Here is a 1,586-nt window from a genome sequence, read left to right as displayed (position 1 = left end):
GGCACGCCCGGCGGGTGGGGCAACGCGGTGCCGCCCCCGCCGCCGCCCGGGGGCGCCTGGCGGCCGCCGGCGCTCCAGCCCGGCATCGTGCCGCTGCGCCCGCTCGGCCTGGGCGAGATCCTCGACGGCGCCTTCAAGGCCGTCCGTGCGAACCCCAAGGTCATGTTCGGGCTCGCGGCGCTCGTCGTCAGCATCGCGGTCATCGTCGAGAGCGTCGTCACCTGGTACGTCCAGGGCCTCGTCGCAGGTCAGGTCGCCGACGTCGTGCGCGAGCTCGACCCGACCGGGGAGACGGGCATCGCCGACCAGGCGAGCATGCTCGTGGGCCAGCTCCTCGCGCTGCCCGTCACGACGTTCGCGACGACGATCCTCACCGGTCTCCTCATGGTGTCGGTGAGCCGCTCCGTGCTGGGGCGCAGCATCTCGATCGGCGAGGCGCTGCGGTCGTGGCGCGTGTGGTGGGTCCTCGGATTCACGCTGCTCGCGGGGTTCGCGGTCGTGCTCGCGATCGCGCTCGTCACGGGCGCGGTCGTCGGTCTCGTCGCCCTCGACGCGCCCGGCTGGGCCGTGGCCGTCGGGATCGTGGGGCTGGTGCTGCTGGTCGTCGGCGGGATGTGGTTCACCGTCCGCACGCTCCTCGTCACGCCCGCCCTCATGCTCGAGGGCAAGGGCTTCTGGCGGACCGTCGGGCGCGCCTGGCGCCTCACGCGCGGCAGCTTCTGGCGCCTGCTGGGCATCTACCTGCTGGTCAACCTGCTGGTCGGGATCGTCCTGCAGATCATCCTCACGCCCGTCGGGGTCCTCACGGCGCTGCTGCTGCAGGACCCGCTCGGCACGTCGTTCGCGTCGATCGTCATCACCGGCATCGGGAACGCGGTGGGCCTGACGCTGTCCACGACGTTCCTCGCGGCCGTCGTCGCCCTGCTCTACATCGACGTGCGCATGCGCCGTGAGGGCCTCGACATCGAGCTCGGGCGAGCGGTCCAGGCCGGCGGGTGAACGTGCCGCTCACGGGCGTCCTGGCGGTCGTCGTGCAGGACGTCCCGGTCGACCCGGACGCACCGACGGCGCGCCGCTGGGCCCTCGACGAGCTGCAGCAGCCGGAGTACCACTCGTCGCCGTCGCTGCTGAGCCGGTTGCTCACGTGGCTGCAGGAGCAGCTCGCGACCGTGCCGTCGCTCGGGCTGCCGACCGGCATGTCGCTGCTCATCGCGCTCGGTGTCGCCGTGGCCCTCGCGCTCGCCATCCTGTGGTTCGTCGGGCCCGTCCGCCGCTCCCGCCGGCCGGGAGGCGGCGCACGGGCCGTCCTGAGCTCCGACGACACGCGCACCGCCGCCCAGCTGCGGGCCGCCGCGGACGCCGCCGCCACGCAGGGCGACTGGCACCAGGCGACCCTGGAGCGGTTCCGGGCCGTCGTGCGCGACCTCGAGGAGCGCACCGTCCTCGAGGAGCGCCCTGGCCGCACCGCGCACGAGGCCGTCTCCGCGGCCGCCGTCCGGCTCCCGACGCTCGACGCCGACCTGCGCGTCGCGGGCGACCTGTTCGACGGTGTCGCCTACGGCGGCGTCGCGGCGACGGCCGAGGAC

Annotated in this window: 2 protein-coding genes; both read left to right on the top strand. The window is 74.4% G+C overall.

Annotated features, from left to right (window positions below; all coding sequences use genetic code 11):
• Positions 1-999 (top strand): DUF7847 domain-containing protein (locus CBZ_RS16670; protein WP_130782609.1); only part of this gene is annotated, 999 nt, incomplete at its 5' end.
• Positions 996-1,586, top strand: a 591-nt coding sequence (locus tag CBZ_RS16665) for a DUF4129 domain-containing protein (RefSeq protein WP_130782608.1), incomplete at its 3' end; no start/stop codon positions are given. The genes CBZ_RS16670 and CBZ_RS16665, both read left to right, overlap by 4 nt.

It is taken from the genome of Cellulomonas biazotea (assembly GCF_004306155.1).
GTDB lineage: Bacteria > Actinomycetota > Actinomycetes > Actinomycetales > Cellulomonadaceae > Cellulomonas > Cellulomonas biazotea.
The sequence above is the reverse complement of the archived record's forward strand: the minus strand, read 5'-3'. Positions and strand labels throughout refer to the sequence as shown.